At 61.4% G+C, this 16,060-nt stretch carries 13 protein-coding genes; 6 read left to right on the top strand and 7 right to left on the bottom strand.

Annotation, left to right across the window (positions count from 1 at the left end):
* Positions 1–4: 4 nt before the first annotated feature.
* The 7 genes from ACGYK4_RS11030 to ACGYK4_RS11000 are packed head-to-tail and all read right to left on the bottom strand — an operon-like array spanning position 5 to position 7,548.
* Positions 5–334 carry a hypothetical protein gene (locus ACGYK4_RS11030; protein WP_067267230.1) on the bottom strand — a complete coding sequence of 110 codons (330 nt, stop codon included), beginning with the start codon at positions 332–334 and terminating at the stop codon, positions 5–7.
* A complete protein-coding gene (gene ctaD / locus ACGYK4_RS11025; protein WP_394456493.1) occupies positions 331–2,868 on the bottom strand; it encodes a cytochrome c oxidase subunit I in 2,538 nt (845 codons plus the stop codon). The genes ACGYK4_RS11030 and ctaD overlap by 4 nt, the downstream gene beginning before the upstream one ends.
* Complete coding sequence (gene coxB / locus ACGYK4_RS11020; protein ID WP_394448885.1) at positions 2,865–3,806, bottom strand: cytochrome c oxidase subunit II; 942 nt, start codon at positions 3,804–3,806, stop codon at positions 2,865–2,867. Before coxB ends, ctaD begins: the two co-directional genes overlap by 4 nt.
* Complete coding sequence (locus tag ACGYK4_RS11015; protein WP_394456491.1) at positions 3,803–4,303, bottom strand: c-type cytochrome; 501 nt, start codon at positions 4,301–4,303, stop codon at positions 3,803–3,805. The genes coxB and ACGYK4_RS11015 overlap by 4 nt, the downstream gene beginning before the upstream one ends.
* A gap of 8 nt (positions 4,304–4,311) precedes the next feature.
* Positions 4,312–5,130 carry a c-type cytochrome gene (locus tag ACGYK4_RS11010; RefSeq protein WP_394456489.1) on the bottom strand — a complete coding sequence of 273 codons (819 nt, stop codon included), beginning with the start codon at positions 5,128–5,130 and terminating at the stop codon, positions 4,312–4,314.
* Between the two features lie 22 nt (positions 5,131–5,152).
* Positions 5,153–6,937: a GMC family oxidoreductase gene (locus ACGYK4_RS11005; RefSeq protein WP_394456487.1), complete on the bottom strand. Its 1,785-nt coding sequence runs from the start codon at positions 6,935–6,937 to the stop codon at positions 5,153–5,155.
* On the bottom strand, positions 6,937–7,548 hold the full coding sequence (locus ACGYK4_RS11000; protein WP_231886308.1) for a gluconate 2-dehydrogenase subunit 3 family protein: 612 nt from the start codon (positions 7,546–7,548) through the stop codon (positions 6,937–6,939). The genes ACGYK4_RS11005 and ACGYK4_RS11000 overlap by 1 nt, the downstream gene beginning before the upstream one ends.
* 207 nt (positions 7,549–7,755) lie before the next feature.
* Between ACGYK4_RS11000 and ACGYK4_RS10995 the strand changes: the two genes are divergently transcribed.
* The 6 genes from ACGYK4_RS10995 to ACGYK4_RS10970 all read left to right on the top strand — a co-directional run bounded on the left by ACGYK4_RS10995 (position 7,756) and on the right by ACGYK4_RS10970 (position 16,051).
* Positions 7,756–8,772, top strand: coding sequence for a sodium:calcium antiporter (locus ACGYK4_RS10995; RefSeq protein ID WP_394456485.1), 1,017 nt, complete (start codon positions 7,756–7,758; stop codon positions 8,770–8,772).
* 92 nt (positions 8,773–8,864) lie between these two features.
* Entirely contained in the window at positions 8,865–9,632 is a 768-nt protein-coding gene (locus ACGYK4_RS10990; protein WP_394456483.1) for a PRC-barrel domain-containing protein, read from the top strand.
* Positions 9,633–9,692: 60 nt separating this feature from the next.
* Complete coding sequence (locus tag ACGYK4_RS10985; RefSeq protein ID WP_394456481.1) at positions 9,693–11,294, top strand: sodium:solute symporter; 1,602 nt, start codon at positions 9,693–9,695, stop codon at positions 11,292–11,294.
* A gap of 3 nt (positions 11,295–11,297) precedes the next feature.
* Entirely contained in the window at positions 11,298–12,425 is a 1,128-nt protein-coding gene (locus tag ACGYK4_RS10980) for a mechanosensitive ion channel family protein (protein WP_394456479.1), read from the top strand.
* A 48-nt stretch (positions 12,426–12,473) separates the two neighbouring features.
* Complete coding sequence (locus tag ACGYK4_RS10975; protein WP_394456477.1) at positions 12,474–14,084, top strand: BCCT family transporter; 1,611 nt, start codon at positions 12,474–12,476, stop codon at positions 14,082–14,084.
* A 395-nt stretch (positions 14,085–14,479) separates the two neighbouring features.
* A complete protein-coding gene (locus ACGYK4_RS10970) occupies positions 14,480–16,051 on the top strand; it encodes an ABC transporter substrate-binding protein (RefSeq protein WP_394456475.1) in 1,572 nt (523 codons plus the stop codon).
* Positions 16,052–16,060 lie beyond the last annotated feature (9 nt).

Genomic DNA, 16,060 nt, shown 5'->3' with positions numbered 1-16,060 from the left:
CTCTCTATCCGTGGCAGCCGGGCAGGATCAGCACCGGGGTTAGATTGGCCAGCGTGGCGATGAGCGAGATCAGCCCGGTCCACCATCCCGCGCGCAGAAGGGCGGTCTCATCCCGGTTCAGGTCCGACCGCCGACCGCTATGCGCGCCCCGCCACATCCAAAAGATTTGCACCATTGCCATGGCAAGCGTCAGCACGACGGCGGTGATCAGCAGATGGTCCTGCCCCAGCAGCGCGCGCGGCGCGCAGGCGGCCGAGATCAGCGCGTAGATCAGCGTGAAATGCAGTGCCCAGAGCAGGGCCGGTTTGGCGATGCCTTTGGTCAGACCTCTCATATCGCGCCTCCTGCCAGCAGATAGGCCGCCGCGGTGACGCCGCCCATGATGGCCACCACCTTGGCGAATGTGGCGATGAGGAGGTTGGGCAGCATCTGCCCCGGCTGGACCGCGCCCACGGCTTTGCGCAGCGCATTGATGAGCGACCAGTAAAGCACCACGGCAAGGTATCCCGCCACGAAGGCGAAGAGCGCCCAGCCCACGGCGGCATAGGCCGACCCATAGGGATCGACCTCTTGGATCGACAGGAACAACAGCGCGCCCAAGGCGATGGCCCCCACGGCCAGTCCCAGATCGACGGCGATGACCGATTTGACCTTGGCCCCATAGGCCGCCCGGCGGCTGGCCCAGCTGAACAGCAGCAGGCCCAGAGCGGCGAGGGCTGCCAGACCCGCCATGAGCGGATCAGCGGCGGGTGTCGTCTCGGCCCAATGGGGCTGGGTGTTCCACAGGTAAAGCCCGGCAAAGAGCAGTGAGGCAAAGAGCGCGGCGGAGATTAGCATCGTGCCCACCACCGCCAAATGCAGGTGACTGCGCGGGTCGACGATATTGACCGGCAGGCGCAGTTTGCCCAAGCCGCTGTCGCGCAGCACGCCGCTGTCCGACGGCTCCCAAATCCACGCGGTGATCCCCGCCAGCGCGATGGTGAAACCGACCGCCACCAGCCAATAGGCCGAAGCCAGCGTCGCGCCAAAGCCAAGCGCCAGACCGAAGGCGGTGATTAGCGGCACCCATGTCGGATGCGGCAGGCGCACGATCTGCATCGGCGCGCCGGTCACGGGGTCATTGCCCATAGTCTCGCGCCGGTGGTCGGTGGTGGGGCGCAGCGCGCCTTCCACCTTATGCGCCGGGCGGTCCAGCAGCTCGGGCTGATCCCAAAGCGGCTCACGCGAGCGGACGGTGGGAATGGCGTGAAAGTTGAACCCCGGCGGGATCGGCGGATAGAGCCATTCCAGCGTGCCCGCGCCCCAAGGGTTGCGCCGCGCGCGTAGCCCGTTGCGCTGGTGCCAGAAGAAGTCGAAGACAAAAAGCACCACGCCCGCGGCCAGAATATAGGAGCCGATCGACGACAGCATGTTAAGCCGGTCCCAGCCCAGCCCCTCGGGGTAGCTGGCGATCCGCCGCGGCATGCCACGCATGCCCGTGAGATGCATCATGAAGAAGGTCACGTTGAACCCGATGAACATCAGCCAAAAGACCCAGCGGCCCAGCGTGTCCGACATCATCCGCCCGGTGAAATGCGGCATCCAGTAGTAGAGCGCGCCGAACATCGGGAAGACGAAGCCGCCGATCAGCACATAGTGCAGATGCGCCACCACGAAGTAGCTGTCATGGGCCTGAAGGTTGAAGGGTACCGCGGCCACCATCACGCCGGTGAGGCCCCCCAGCACGAAGATGAACAGGAACCCGAGGATGAAAAGCATCGGCACCTCCATCCGCGGCTTTCCCTGTGCCAGCGTGGCGAGGAAGCAGAAAATCTGTACCCCCGTCGGGATCGCCACCATCGTAGAGGCGGCGGAGAACAGCGTCAGCGACATCACCGGCAGGCCCGTGGCGAACATGTGGTGCGCCCAGAGGCCGAAGCTGAGGAAACCCATCGTCACCACCGCCGCCACGGCAAACCCATAGCCGAAAAGCGGCTTGCCCACGAAGGTCGGCAGCATCGTGGCCACCATGCCCGCGGCGGGCAGGAAGATGATGTAGACCTCAGGGTGACCGAAAAGCCAGAACAGGTGCTGCCAGAGCAGGGGATCGCCGCCAAGCGCGATGTCGAAGAACGGCAGGCCCAGAAGGCGCTCGGCCTCTAGAAGGATCGAGCCGATGATCAGCGGCGGGAAGCCCACGGCGATCATGAAGGCGGTGATCAGCAGATACCACATCAGGATCGGCATCTTGGTCAGGCTCATCCCCGGCGCGCGGGTACAGAGGATCGCGGCGATGATCTCCACCGCCGCGGTCACGCTGGCGATCTCGGCGAAAGTGATGCCGATGAGCCAGAAATCCGCCGAGAGGTCCTGCGTATAGGCGCTGGTCGAGAGCGGTACATACATGAACCAGCCCCCCGCGGGGGCGGCGTCAAAGACGAAGGACGACAGCACGATGATGCCGCCAAACAGGTAGCAGTAATAGCCAAAGGCCCCGAGCCGCGGAAACACAAGGTCGCGCGCGCCCACCATGAGCGGGATGAGATGCACCGCGAAGCCCTCCAGCATGGGGATCGCGAAAAGGAACATCATGATCGTGCCATGCATCGTGAAGACCTGATTGTAGGTCTCGGAATCGAGGAAAGTATTGTCCGGCACGATAAGCTGGGTGCGCACCAGAAGGGCGAGGAAACCAGCGATCAGGAAAAAGACGAAGCCGGTGACGAGGAAGCGTTTGCCCACCACCCGGTGGCTGACCGAGGACAGATAGCGGATGCCCGGCGGGGCGTCCCAGATCCGCTCGAACCCTTTGTCCGGCGCGCCCTTGGCGCTGCCGGAATAGGTCTGATCCTCGGGCAGATCCACGACATATGCTTTACGGTCCGTCATTTAAGGCTCGCCAGATAGGCCGAGAGCGCGCGCAGGTCGGGCCCCGGCAGATGGTTGTAAGAAGGCATCTTGGCCCCCGGTTTCATCGCGGTCGGGTCCGCGATCCAGCCCGCTAGCGTGCCTTGGTTCATGCGGTACATCCCCGCGCCAAGACTGCCGCGCGCGCCCACGCGGGTCAGGTCAGGCCCAAGCGTTCCGGTCTCAGCCACGCCGCGGATGGTATGGCAGGCGGGGCATCCCGCCTCGACAAAGACATCGCGCCCGCGGGTCAACTCCGTGGTGGCCGCGTCTCGCGCCTCGCCACTGCTGCGCTGCATCCAAGCGTCGAAGTCTTCGGGCTCCATCACGACGACCTCAAAGGCCATCTTGGGGTGCGACAGCCCGCAAAACTCAGCGCATTGCCCGCGGAAACGCCCTGTTTCGGTCGCCATGACCGGCAAGCTGTTCACCCGGCCCGGAATCATATCCATCTTGCCGGTAAGCTTGGGCACCCAGAAGGAATGGATTACGTCGCTCGATTTCAGCCGAAAGGTTACCGGGCGGCCTTTGGGAATGACGATCTCATTGGCGCCGCGCATGGCCCAGCCTTCGGGGTCATAGACCACGTCCCACCAGAATTGCTTGCCGGTCACTTCAATGACCAGCGCTTCTGGGTCTTCCAAGGTGATGCGTTGCAGAATGACGGTGGAAAAGCCCATCAGGATCAGAACCGAGACGAGCGGCAGGGCAATGCCCCCCGCCCAGATCCACCATTTGCGCGGCGCGAGCTTACCGGCCAGGACGCCCCAGACGAAGAGCAGCAGCAGCACGAAGACCACGCCGAAAGCGATCGTCATGCCGATGGTCAGCCCGTTGATCGCCGTGGCGCCGACTCCCTCTGGCGCCAGGGCGGATTGCACGCCGTATTCGCCAAGCGTGGACTGTGCGGTCTCGCTCATTCGCGCACCTCCGATCCCAGAAGATAGGCGGCAATGTCGCGCGCTTCGTCGCGTTTCAGACCAAGGTTCGGCATAGCGGTCTCAGGGCTATGGGCGGGCGGGTTCATCAACCAACGGGTCAGATCGCCGGGGCGGTTCGGCAGAACGCCCGCGACATAGGATTGTCGGGCGAAATCATGCAGGTCGGGGCCAACGGTGCCTTGGGCATCGCGCAGCCCCGGCACGCGGTGGCAAGCGCCGCAGCCATGAAGCCGGATCAGGGCAACCCCGCGCTGCGGGTCGGCATCCAGAAACCGGCGCGAGGCGGCTTCGTAATCCGGGGTCTTTTCCACCAGACCTTGGCGAATGTTGATCCGGGCCCAGTCCGACACCTGCCGCGAGGCTTCTCGGATCGGGCCTGACATAGCGGCGGCAAGGCTGCTTTGCGGCGGCAGGGCCGACCAGACCATCGCAAGGCCGGTCAGCAGCAGAACCGATATGACGGTGAAGACGCGCATGCCTCAGCTCACTGCGTCGGCGCCGTGGAAGGCTCCAACAGCGGTGATCTCTCGGGCGGCAGCGGCTGCGTCGGGCGGACACGGTTGTAATAGGCGCTGACGGCTTCGATGTCTTTCTGGGTCATCTTCTTGGCGATGGCGGACATGACATTGTCTACGTCATTGTCGCGCTTGCCCTCTTTCCACATCTGCAATTGATGCGCCATGTAGCTGGCATATTGCCCGGCAAGGTAGGGCACCGAAGGCGGGTTGCCGAGGCCGCTTGGTCCGTGACAATTCACACAAGCGGGCACGCCGCGCTCAGCCGAGCCGACAGCGCCAAGCTGGCCGCCCCATTGCAATGTCATGCCGTCCACATCGCCCAAGGGCGGGGTGTAGGGAGCCGAGATCGTGGCGTAGTAGGCCGCGACTGCCTCCATCTCTTCTTCGGTCAACTTCTTGGCGATGCCCGACATGACGCGGTTCTGACGGTCGCCCGAGGCATAGTCCTTGAGCTGCTTATAGGTGTACCACCCGGCCTGACCGGCCAGCCGTGGGAAGGCGCCCGAGCCGTCGCCCGCGCCATCGCCGCCGTGGCAGGTGATGCAGGCCATACCGCTGTCGCCCGCCTCGGATCCGCCCATGGCCACCAGCCGGCCAAGCTCCAGCACATCGTCGTCGACCTCGGTGTTCACCGTCGCGTTGAAGCGCAGAACGTCGTCTTGCAAACGTTGCTCCATCGCCGAAATGCCGGGGGCGGCCTCGTAATTCTGGGCGCGGATGAAACCGGCGGAAATGCCGAGAACGGCGATCGCGCTACAGGTCGTCAGAACGGTACGGAATGTCATAGGGCGGTCCTTTCGATCTGTCTTAGGCATCCATCAAGGGGCCGGGGTTCGGCAGGTAGTCGCGTTTCATGTGTTCAAGCGTCCAATAGGCGAGGCCCATCAGCGGCCCGGTGGGGTTGTAGCCAAGGTTCTGCGGGAACAGGCAGGCACCGAAGACGAAGACGTTGTGATGGTCCCACATCTGGCCATAGCGGTTGACCACGCTGGTTTCGGGGTCGGTGCCGATCACCGCGCCGCCGACGTTATGGGTGGTCTGATAGGGGACGATGTCATAGTGGCTGTCGATCGCCGCATTGTTGCTGCCGCTAACGGAAGTCACATTGTCCATCTCGCGGGCGACCTCCATCGCGCGCTGCATCACATAGTCCGACATCTTGCGGTCATTTTCGGGGAAATCGAAGGTCATGCGCAGCAGCGGGCGGCCGTAGGCATCGGTCCATGTCGGATCGAGGTCGAGGTAATTCTCGGGCGTCGAGACCGAAGAGCCATGCACCACCAGATCGGCGTGATGATTGTAATTCTCGCGCACCGCGCGTTTCCACTCCGCGCCCCATTTCGGCGTGCCTTCAGGCACCGGCTGATAGCCGATGGGCCGGCCATGGTATTGTTTGCAGGCGATATAGCCGCCGCCGACGAAGCCCAGATCGCTATGGTCGAAATTGTCGCCGTTGTAATCGTCGATCACCACCCCAAGCGCGCCCGCGCCCATATAGGGGTCGGTCTTCACACTATCGTCGAAGAAGGCATCGACCCCGGCGACGGTTTGATAGCTGTAATTGCGCCCAACGACGCCGGTGCGGGTCTCAGGGTCATAGGGTTTGCCCAAGCCCGAGACGAGCATCAGATGCACATTCCACAGGGCATAGGCATTCATGCAGATCGTATCGGCAGGCTGGAAGACCTCTTCGCCGTTCTCATCGAGATAGATCGCGCCGGTGGCGGTCTTGCCGTCTTCGCTTTTCTCGATCCGCAGCACCTGTGCGTTCAGGCGGATCTCGAAGTTCTCGTGGTCCTTGATCCTGTCATAGACGCAGATGATCGGGTCGGCCTTGGCATAGTAGCCGCAGCCGAACCTCTCGCAGAACCCGCAATAGGTGCAAGGGTGCAGCTGCGCGCCATAGGGGTTCACATAGGCTTTGGTCACATTGGCCGAAGGCATGGGGAACGGGTTCAACCCCATCCGCTCAGCCGCCTTGCCAAAAAGCGTGTTGGAGATGGGCTGGCGCATTGGCGGGTTGGGGTAATCCGCGCTGCGCGGCCCCTCAAAAACGTTCCCCCCGGCAAGCGCCTCGCCGTTTAGATTGCCAGCCTGCCCGGCGGCTCCGCAAATCCGTTCGAAGAAATCGAGATGGGGTTCAAGCTCGTCATAGGTGACGCCCCAGTCCTGAATGCTAAGCTCGGGGCCGATGAAATCCTTGCCGTAGCGCTCTTCGTAATGGCTGCGCATTTCAAGGTCAGAGGGCAGGGGTCGCCAAAGCTGGCCGTTCCAATGGATGCCTGCACCGCCCAAACCCGATCCGGGCAGGAACGACCCCAGCCGCCGCATTGGCAGTGCCTGTTGGTCACGGTTGTTGCGAAAGGTCAGCGTCTCTTTTTTGACGTCGACCATATGTTCGTAGCGGTGGGCGTATTTGAGTTCGTCATGTTCCTCGGGCGCGCCGAAGGATGTGGCGGTATGGCGCTGCTTGCCCCGCTCCAGCACGACGCAGCGCTGCCCGGCGTGGGCCAATTCGTAGGCGGCGGTCAGGCCGGTCCAGCCACCGCCGATGATCAAAACATCGGTTTTGGGAAGCTTTCTGGGTGCCATCAGTCAGACCCTCCGCCAATCGCGCGGGGCGGGTAGGGGGAGCCGCCACGATCATGGGCAATGCCGCGCGGCGGCGGCGTGACCGAACGTTCGTGTTCGTCCACCCGCTCAGTGTAATAGGCATGCGCCCCCGGGAACCCGACCATGCGCCAGCCGGCGTAATCATGATTGCCCAGATAGATCGGATCGGCGAAATACCCCTGCCGCGTCAGCTTCCACAATTCGGCGATCAGAGTGCCGATAAAATCGTCCCGGTTCGATAGTTCTTCGACATGATCGGCGCGGGCGGTGGCATCCATCGTGGCAAAGTCCCCCAATTGGCGCGCCTGTTCTATCCCTTGGCGGAGGAGTTGGGCCGGTGTGAATTCAAGCTGATATCCCTGTTCGGCCACGGCCCCATCGGGAAAAGGCGGCTCAAGGTAGAGCCCTTTCCCCGCGCCATAGGCCGTGGCCATCTGGTAATCGATAAAGTCGACCACACCGGCTTGCGAGGCCGAGGGAAACTCATCTTGGGGAATGAAAACATCGACCACGGCGGCCATCCACCGCGCTTCGTCATTCGTGAAAAACGCCCAAGGCCGGTCATCGCGGGCGGCGAAGGCGTGTTGCACCGGCAATCCGACAGTCGCGGCACCTGTACCAAGTGCGATTTGGGCTAAAATAGCTCGCCGTGAAAAGAGCTTTGCCATAAATTGCGGCTCCGCTTGAAATTTTGGTCTGCATCACATCAACGGTAAACTTCCCGTGGGGTTCCGGAACTTTGTGAACTTTTTCACTATCTCGGGCGAACGGATCGCCCCGTGGAGCGTTGAGCGGGCATGTTTGCCAGCTTTTCTACCCCGATCCTTTTCGCGCTTGGTGGCCTTGCCGGGCTTGTCATTCTTGTGACCGGCTACCGCATGACGGGGCTGAGCGACCAGATCGCCGACCGCACCGGCTGGGGCGAGGCGCTTGTCGGCGCGGCGCTGCTGGGGGCCGCGACCTCCATGTCCGGCACGGTCGTTTCTCTGACCTCGGCTTTGGATGGGCGGGCGTCTTTGGCTTTCTCAAACGGCATCGGAGGCATCGCGGCACAGACGGCATTTCTGGCCTTGGCCGATATGATCTACCGGCGGGCCAATCTGGAACATGCGGCAGCCGATCTGGCGAATGTCTTTCAGGCGGGGCTTTTGCTGCTGCTGCTAACGGTGCCGCTGATGGCCTTCACCGCGCCGGAGGTTGCCTTTTGGGGCATCCACCCGGCCAGCATCGCGCTGTTTGCGCTTTACGCCTATGGGATGCGCGCCACCGCTCGCCTGCGGGAAGAGCCGATGTGGCACCCAGTGTCCACCTCGGACACCCGCGCGGATGAGCCTGAGGACGACGAAGAGGCTGCAAAACCCGTCGGCGCTTTGGTCGTGCCGTTTTTGATCTTGCTGGTGCTGATGGGCCTCTCCGGTTTCGCCGTGGCACGGATTGCGGCGGAAATCTCGGACCGGTTTAACCTTTCTGATACAGTGGTTGGGGCGACTATGACGGCGGTGCTTACGTCTCTGCCTGAGCTTGTCACCACCTTGGTCGCGGTGCGGCGCGGGGCGCTGCAATTGGCCGTGGGCGGGATCATCGGCGGCAATACGTTCGACACGCTGTTCCTGACACTATCAGATATCGGCTATCGCGACGGATCGCTCTATCACGCGATCACGGCGGATGACCTGTTCTGGCTCACCGTGGCGATGATGATGACGGCGGTTCTGATCCTTGGCCTGATATTTCGCCAGCGCAAAGGGATCGGTTGGGAGAGCATCGGACTGTTGGTGACCTACGCGGGCGCGCTCGCGGTGCAGGTTCTGTAAATTCACGTAACAAGGGAACTATCTCATCAAAATCCCGTTATCCCCATGATGCTACCGGCCTTGCCCGCCCGAATTTTCAGCAGGAGATAATCATGAGAAACGCGCCGCTTTTAGCAATTACGCTGATTGGCAGCCTCGCCGCCACGACACTGCGATCCGAGACTGAGACACCGCAATTCATTCCCCAAGACACGATGATCGCCTTGTCGAGCCTGAATGGCCACAAGCTGTTTTTGCCCGCAAAGGATGAGCCGCTGGCCGAGATCGACCTCGAAGAATTGAAAGAACCCATGGAAGGCTGGACCATGGCCGGGCAGGTGTCCGAAGTCGTCATCAGCCGCGATGGGACACTACGCGGCATCATCGTCGATGCAGGCGGGTTTCTCGGCAAGGGGGCCACGCGGGTGCTGTCCCTTGATGATCTGCGTTTCCTGCCGGATGCGGATGAAGAGAACGAGTTCTTCCTGCTCTATACCGGGCAGAAAGAAGACCTGAAGGCCGCCCCGGAATACAACGAAGACGACGTGCGTCTGCGGGCCGCCGATATGCGCGAAGGTGGCGAAAAGATCGAGATCGTTAAATTGAGCGATCTGGATTCGGAAGAATTTCTAGGACTCGCGGCCTTTGGCCAGAACGACAATTGGATCGGTGAGATTTCGCAGGTCACCTTTAGCGAAGATGGCCAGATCAAAATGGTGATCCTCGACATCGGCGGCTTTCTTGGCTTGGGCGAAACGCAGGTCGCCGTACCGCTGGATATGATCGAGTTGCGCCGTTTGGGCGGGGACGATCTGCGGGCCTATGTCTCGGCGACGGAGAAGGAATTGCAGGAAATGGAGCCTTGGGAAGAGGATAACTGAGCCAGTGGCCGCGCGGGCCAATCTCAGAATTAGGCGCAAAGAATATTTTAGGAGAGCATGATGGAGAGCGCGAAATTTGACCTGCACCTGATCGACTATGCGATTGTGGTGGCCTATTTTATCGGTGTCGTTGCCCATGGCATTTACGTTTCGCGCAAACAATCCGGCGGGTCCGAGGATTACTTCCTCGCTGGGCGCTCCCTGCCTTGGTATCTGATCGGCTTCTCGCTTTTCGCCTCCAACATGTCCGGCTCCAGTTTTGTGGGGCTGATGGGCGGGGCCTATGCGAATGGCGTCGTGATCTTCAATTACGAATGGACTGCGGCGCTGGTCTTGATCCTATTCGCGATCTTCATTCTGCCGTCTTACCTGCGGGCCAAGATCTCGACCGTGCCGGGATTTCTGGAAGAGCGCTATGACGTTCGCTCGCGCCGGGCCTTTTCGCTTTTCACCATCCTCGCCATCATGTTCATCGACACGGCAGGCGCGCTATATGCGGGCGGGTTGGTGATCTCGAATGTCACCGGCTACCTCAACCTTTGGGCCGCCGTCGCCGTGCTGGCTTTGGTGGCGGGCATCTACACCATTCTGGGCGGTCTTTCGGCAGTGGTCGTGACCGATACGGTGCAGGCGATCTTGCTCATCATCGGGGCCGCCGCCCTGTTCTGGATCGGCCTTGATGAGATCGGCGGCTGGGAGGAACTGTTCACCGGCACGCCCGAAGATATGACCCATATGATCCTGCGGGCGGACGATGATTTCCTGCCGTGGACGGGGCTTTTGGGCGTTATCCTGCTCGGCTTTTACTATTGGACGATCAACCAGTTCGTCGTGCAGCGGACGCTGGGCGCGAAGGACCTGAAAGAAGGGCAGATTGGGGCCATCTTCGCCGGTTTCCTGAAACTGCCGAACATCTTTTTGATGGTGCTGCCAGGGGTGATCGCGCTCAAGCTCTACCCCGATCTTGAAACGCCTGACCTTGCTTTCCCCACGCTGGCGTTTGAGCTGATGCCGATTGGCGTGCGCGGCCTGATTATGGCGGCACTGATCGCGGCGATCATGTCTTCGCTCGACTCTGCCTTGAACTCTGCCTCGACCTTGGTGGTAAAGGACTTTGCCGAGCCGATGTTCAAGGTGAGCGAAGACCGTCAGGTCTGGATGGGCAAGCTGGTCACCGCGGGCGTCATGGTCTTCGGCGCGATCTATGCGCCGATGATTGCCGGGTTCGAGAGCCTGTTCAGCTATTTCCAATCTTCGCTGTCCTATATCGTGCCGACCATCGTGGTGGTCTATATCCTCGGCCTGATGTTCAAACGGTTGAACGGCAACGGCGCGTTTTGGACGATCATGTTCGGCCTCATCATCGGCATTCCGCTTTTCGTGCTGAAAGAGGTGACGAATTACTGGGCCTATATGGGGCTGCCGGAAATCCACTATACGGTGATGTCCTCGATCATGATGGCCATCGGGATCATCCTGCATTTCGGTATTTCCTACGCCACCTCGCCGAAGGAAAAAGAGAATATCGAAGACCTTGTCTGGCAGGGGGAAGAAGCCAAGGAGATCTTTACCCAATGGGAGAAACCGCTGTGGCAGGATCGCACCCTCTGGGCCGGGCTGCTTGTTGTGGCCACGCTGGCGATGGTGGTTTGGTGGGCCTAAGCGATGGAGACGCTGGACCGCATAGCGACAGGTGTTGCAACGCAGCTTGAGGCCGCGCCCGATTTCGTCAGCCCCCTTCTTGCCGTGCTTCTGGCCTGTGCGGCGGGGCTGGCGGTGCATTGGATCGGATACCGTATCCTCGACCGCGTAATCTCGGAAAAGAACATCACCGGGCGGTCCTTGCTGCGCCGGGCGCGTAGGCCGCTGCGCCTCGCCGCCGTGGTCGCAGCACTCGCTTGGGTTCTGCCCAATGTCCGGCTCTACGGCTGGCAGGACGGGGCGGCGCATCTGTTTCTGGTCTTGCTGATCATCCTCGTCGGCTGGACGCTGATCCTGCTGACCAATCATTTCGCGGAACGCGCCGTGCGGCGGCATCGGTTGGATGTCGAAGACAATCTTTCGGCCCGCAAGTTCGTGACCCAAGCGCGCGTGCTGCGCCGGACCGTGACCATCATCTTGGGGATTTTCACCGCCGCTGGGGTGCTGTTGACCTTTGAAAGCGTGCAGAAATACGGGGCCGGGCTTTTCGCCTCGGCCGGTGCGGCGGGGCTGGTCGTGGGGCTGGCGGCCCGCCCGGTGTTGACCAATCTGATCGCGGGGCTTCAGATCGCCATCACCCAGCCGATCAGGCTCGAAGATGTGGTGATCGTCGAAGACGAATGGGGCTGGGTCGAAGAGATTTTCGCGACCTATGTCGCCGTGCGTCTGTGGGATTGGCGGCGCATGGTGGTGCCGCTGTCTTATTTCATTGAAAAGCCGTTTCAGAATTGGACCCGCGAAAGCGCGTCGATCATCGGCACGGTGTTTTGGTATCTCGATTACACGGTCCCGATTGGCGAAATGCGCGCCAAGCTTGAGGAGCTGGCCAAAGCCTCGCCTCTATGGGACGGGCAGGTGGTCAACCTTCAGGTTTCTGAGACCGAGAAAGACAGTATCGCCGTGCGCGGTCTTGTTAGCGCCCGGACCTCACCACAGGCATGGGATCTGCGCTGTGAAATCCGCGAGAAGATGATCGACTGGCTTCAAAAAGAGCATCCCCAAGCCCTGCCGCGTCTGCGCGGGAATATGGAGATACGCAGCCATGATGAGCCGGGCATGTCATCCAAAGGCGAGGCTCCGGTCACGCCCTAGAGGGGGCGCAGAGCCGACCAAGGAAACGAACAATAAGGGGAAAAATAGGTGGAAAATCTCGCACGGCGTCTTGGTCTGAAAACGGACCCGGTCATCTTTTTCATTTCAGCCGGGCTCGCCGCGCTTTTCGTTCTGCTTTTGATCGCGGTCCCCGAACCCATCGGAGACATCTTTGCCGTGGGCCGGGCTTGGGTCGTGACCAATCTTGGCTGGTTCTTCATTTTGGGCGTGAATGTCTGGCTGGGTTTTCTGATCTGGGCCGCCGCGTCGCGCCACGGCCATATTCGATTGGGGCCGAAAGGGTCTGAGCCGGAGTATTCGAACCTGTCGTGGTTCACCATGCTTTTCGCCGGGGGCATCGGCACCGTTCTCATGTTCTGGGGCGTGGCCGAGCCGATCAGCCATTTTCAGAAACCACCCCTGCCGGGGGTGGAGCCCTATTCGGAACAGGCGGCGAAAGATGCGATTTCAATCGCGATTTATCACCTTGGGCTGCACACTTGGGCGATTTTCACGCTGCCCGGTCTGGCCTTCGCCTATTTCATCAACCGCTATGATCTGCCGGTGCGCGTCAGCTCGGTTTTTTATCCCCTGCTGCGTGAGGGTATTCACGGGCCGGTGGGCAAAGCCATTGATATCGTGGCCATCTTGGGCACGATCTTCGGCGTGGCGGTGTCCCTCGGTCTCGGCTCTTCGCAGATCGCGGCAGGGCTGTCCGAGCTTTTCGGCTGGGATGCTTCGACCTTTTTGAAGATCATGATCCTCGCCGTGCTGACCATGGTCGCCGTCGGCTCGATCGTGGCGGGGCTCGACAGCGGGGTGAAGCTCTTGTCGAATATCAACATCGGCATGGCGGTCCTCTTGATGCTCTTTGTGCTCGTGACCGGATCGACCCTGTTTCTCTTGCGCGGCATTGTCGAAACTGCGGGGCTTTATCTGCAAAACCTGCCGCGGCTGGCCTTTTGGAATGACATGCTGGCCAATCGGAACCCGTCAAACGGGGATTGGGGCTGGCAGGGGGATTGGACCGTCTTTTACTGGGCGTGGACCGTGACCTGGTCGCCCTTCATCGGGCTGTTCGTGGCGCGGATTTCGCGCGGCAGGACCATTCGCGAATTCGTCTTCGGCGTTCTGCTTGCGCCCACGGCCTTCACGCTGATCTGGTTCTCGATCTTCGGCTGGCAGGCCATCGGCTTTGACGGCATCGGCACGGCGGCGCGGGAAGCGATGGGCGATCAGGCGGGCGAGATCAGCCGGGCGGTGGCAGAGAGCATCCCCCTCGCGCTTTTCGTCTTCCTTGAGCATTTCCCCTTCACGCTCTTCGTCCAAGGCGTGGCGATCATCATCGTCGCGATCTTCTTTGCCACCTCGTCGGACTCGGCCTCTCTGGTCGTCGATATGCTCTGCACCGGCCATGCCAAACCCGGCCCTGTGCGCCAGCGGGTTTTTTGGGGCCTTGCCGAAGGGCTGGTGGCGGCAATGCTGATCCTGTTGACGGGCGACACTGGGCTGACCGCCTTGCAGCAGGTGATCACCGTGGTGGGGCTGCCGATCTTTGTGCTGGTCTGCATGATGATACCGTCCTTGGTACGCGGCTTTAAGCTTGAGGATATCGACAATGTTTCGGTCAACGGGCGGCCAAAGCTAAGGGATTTCTAAGGCGGCTTGTAGCCCCGACCGACCGCCGGTTTGCAGCGGTCGCGGGAGGGGGCGGCGGGGGAGGTCTCCCACCCGCCACCCCTTAACATCTTGATCTTCCCGTAAAACATCACTAGCCGTTACGTAACTTCGCGACAGGCGACCGGGGTATCTATACCCCGGCGTCGGAACCGGCTATGCCTATGGCCAAGATCGTTGCGGCGGGCGAAATGCCGCGACGGATCGCAGCGCAGAGGGGCGCGCGCCATCCTTTGGCCGCGTGTTTCGACAGCGCCTGCAGCTGGGCAGAGCGCCCACGCCAGTGCGAGGGCGGCGGCCAATGACGCGGCACCGCAGCAAGACGCCGAGCGCTTTGTCAGAGCGTTCGAGCAAGAAAACAAACAAAGGGGGATACAATGACCAATTTCACAAACCGTCAAACCGGCCCGAGCCGTCGCAGCTTTCTAGCCGGGACCGCCGCCGCCGTGGGGGCGGGGCTGATCCTGCCACGCGGGGTGCGGGCACAGGCGCAACCCAAGAAGGGCGGCACCCTGCGGGTGGGCTTTACCCAAGGCTCCACTTCCGACAGCCTTGATCCGGCGACCTTCAACAACGACTTTATGTTCGCCAGCGGCTATGCTGTCTTTAACACATTGACTGAGATCGCCCCCGACGGCACCGCCCAGCCCGACCTTGCCGAGAGCTTTGAGGCCAGCAGCGATGCGGCCACATGGACCTTCCGCCTGCGCGACAATGCGCAATTCTCGGACGGCAAGACGGCCACGGCGAATGACGTGATCGCTTCGATCCGTCACCACATGGGGCCCGAGTCCAAATCCGGTATCAAACCGCTGCTTGAGCAGATCACCGATATCCGCGCCGATGGCGATAAGGTCGTGATCTTTGAACTGGCTGCGGGCAACGCGGACTTCCCGTTCATCTTCAATGATTACCACCTCGGCATTCGCCAAGACACCGGCGATGGTACGATCGACCCCAACAGCCGCATCGGCACCGGCGGCTATGTGATCGATGTCTTCGAGCCGGGCGTGCGGGTCGAACTCTCGCGCCGCGATGACTACTGGAAAGAAGGCCGCGCGCACTTCGACAAGGTCGTGATCCTGAAAGTCGGCGATCCGGCTGCCCGGATGAACGCGCTGATGACAGGGGAAGTAGACCTTATCGACCGGCCCGACCTCAAGACGATCAACCTGCTGGGCCGCGCGCCCAATGTGAAAATCCACACCCAAGACGGCACGTTGCATTACATCATGCCGATGCAGACCAACACAGCCCCGTTCGATGACATGAACGTGCGCATGGCGCTGAAATACGGCATCAACCGCGAAGACATGATTGAGAAGGTTCTGCGCGGCTATGGCACCGTGGGCAATGACCAACCGATCTCGCGTTCCATGCCTTATTACAACGACGATCTGGAGCAGATCACCTATGATCCGGAACGGGCGAAGTACCATCTGAAACAGGCGGGACTGGAAAGCCTCGACGTGACGCTCTCGACCTCAGATGCGGCGTTCAACGGGGCGGTGGATGCCTCCGTGCTCTTTGCCGAAAGCGCGCGGCCTGCTGGCCTGAACATCGAAGTGAAGCGCGAGCCGGATGACGGCTATTGGTCGAACGTTTGGCTGCAAAAGCCCTTCTGCTGCTCCTATTGGGGTGGCCGCCCGACGCCTGACCTCATGTTCTCGACCGGTTATGCCGCCGATGCGGAGTGGAACGAGACCAAATGGGACAATGAGCGCTTCAATGAGCTGCTGTTGCAGGCCCGGCCCGAGCTGGACCAGACCCGCCGCGCCGAGATGTACGGCGAGATGCAGAAGATCGTGAAAGAGCAGGGCGGCGCGCTGATCCCGGCCTTTGGTCAATATGTCTCGGCCATGAGCGAAAGCGTTCAGATGCCCGAGGAAGTGTCCGAGATGTGGGATCTCGACAGCCAGCGCTTCATCGAACGCTGGTGGATGTCCTAAGCCACAGCT

It is taken from the genome of Sulfitobacter sp. 1A13368, assembly GCF_043557275.1.
GTDB classification, from domain to species: Bacteria; Pseudomonadota; Alphaproteobacteria; order Rhodobacterales; family Rhodobacteraceae; genus Sulfitobacter; species Sulfitobacter faviae.
The sequence above is the reverse complement of the archived record's forward strand: the minus strand, read 5'-3'. Positions and strand labels throughout refer to the sequence as shown.

Bases quoted from the DNA above. Each gene is read 5' to 3' on its own strand.
- ACGYK4_RS11010 (WP_394456489.1), bottom strand. From the start codon at position 5,130: ATGACATTCCGTACCGTTCTGACGACCTGTAGCGCGATCGCCGTTCTC.
- coxB (WP_394448885.1), bottom strand. From the start codon at position 3,806: ATGAGCGAGACCGCACAGTCCACGCTTGGCGAATACGGCGTGCAATCC.
- ACGYK4_RS10980 (WP_394456479.1), top strand. From the start codon at position 11,298: ATGGAGACGCTGGACCGCATAGCGACAGGTGTTGCAACGCAGCTTGAG.
- ACGYK4_RS11005 (WP_394456487.1), bottom strand. From the start codon at position 6,937: ATGGCACCCAGAAAGCTTCCCAAAACCGATGTTTTGATCATCGGCGGT.
- ACGYK4_RS10995 (WP_394456485.1), top strand. From the start codon at position 7,756: ATGTTTGCCAGCTTTTCTACCCCGATCCTTTTCGCGCTTGGTGGCCTT.
- ACGYK4_RS10990 (WP_394456483.1), top strand. From the start codon at position 8,865: ATGAGAAACGCGCCGCTTTTAGCAATTACGCTGATTGGCAGCCTCGCC.
- ctaD (WP_394456493.1), bottom strand. From the start codon at position 2,868: ATGACGGACCGTAAAGCATATGTCGTGGATCTGCCCGAGGATCAGACC.
- ACGYK4_RS10970 (WP_394456475.1), top strand. From the start codon at position 14,480: ATGACCAATTTCACAAACCGTCAAACCGGCCCGAGCCGTCGCAGCTTT.
- ACGYK4_RS10985 (WP_394456481.1), top strand. From the start codon at position 9,693: ATGGAGAGCGCGAAATTTGACCTGCACCTGATCGACTATGCGATTGTG.
- ACGYK4_RS11030 (WP_067267230.1), bottom strand. From the start codon at position 334: ATGAGAGGTCTGACCAAAGGCATCGCCAAACCGGCCCTGCTCTGGGCA.
- ACGYK4_RS11015 (WP_394456491.1), bottom strand. From the start codon at position 4,303: ATGCGCGTCTTCACCGTCATATCGGTTCTGCTGCTGACCGGCCTTGCG.